Source organism: Pseudomonas sp. B14(2022) (genome assembly GCF_012030485.1).
Classification (GTDB): Bacteria; Pseudomonadota; Gammaproteobacteria; order Pseudomonadales; family Pseudomonadaceae; genus Aquipseudomonas.
The window spans coordinates 1-1,056 of sequence record NZ_JAAUVM010000052.1; the positions used below are offsets into that span (position 1 = coordinate 1).

The 1,056-nt window shown below is 53.1% G+C and carries 1 protein-coding gene; it reads left to right on the plus strand.

What is annotated here, in order from left to right; translation table 11 throughout:
- Positions 1–85 precede the first annotated feature (85 nt).
- Positions 86–1,056 (plus strand): integrase core domain-containing protein (locus HCF10_RS30960; protein WP_167657089.1); only part of this gene is annotated, 971 nt, incomplete at its 3' end.

Genomic DNA, 1,056 nt, shown 5'->3' on the forward strand with positions numbered 1-1,056 from the left:
CCGGTACAAACCGGGGACATCGTTTACATTTCTAACCGGGGACATGGTTTACAGGCTAATACGCATGATCAGGAGGTAACTGATCATGCCCTGGAACCAAGAGTCCCCCATGAATCAAAGAATCAAGCTGGTAGCTGATTGGCTTTCTGGCAACTTCACCAAAAGCCAGTTGGCACGCCGCTTTGACGTTAGCCGACCTACCGTCGATAAGTGGATTGCCCGGCACGACGGCGATTTGAGGTCTTTATCCGAACTGTCCCGGCGACCTCACAACAGCCCAAATAAAACCGACGACGAGATTTTGGCCCGTGTAGTAGCGATGAAGGAGGCTCACGATAAATGGGGGCCGAAAAAGCTTCTCGAACTATTACGGCTGGAAGATCCCTGCGTCACCTGGCCCTCTCCAAGTACGGCCGGTCAATGGCTTGACCGACTTGGGCTCGTCAAAAAGCGGCGCTTCAAACGCCGGCACAGCATTTCCCACGCACAAATGCGAAAGGCCGACGAACCTAACAAGACGTGGTGTGCTGACTACAAAGGGCAGTTCAAGATGCTTAATGCTCAGATGTGCTTCCCTTTGACCGTCACAGACCATGCGTCGCGGCTGATTTTAGCGTGCAGGGCCCATCCCAAGATCATGACCCAGCCTGTAAAACAGGCCTTTGAGAGGCTTTTTCAGGAGTACGGCATGCCGGAAGTTATCCGTTCGGACAACGGGGTACCGTTCGCCTCTCCTGGCCTGGCAAGAATATCCACACTGGCAGTTTGGTGGATTCGGCTGGGTATTTATCCCGAGCGAACCATGCCGGGAAGACCCGCCCAGAATGGTCGCCATGAACGAATGCACCGTAGCTTGAAACTTGAGTTGCCCTTAGGGAAAAACTTAGTCGAGCAGCAGCTTTTGCTGGAGCATTTCAGGCATGAGTTTAATTACGTACGCCCTCACGAAGCGCTCGGCATGAAAAGTCCGGGAGACTTGTATGTGCCGTCCACCCGAATTTATCCAGGATGCTTGCCCGATGTGGAGTATCCGGCAGAAATGAAAGTTCGAAGCGT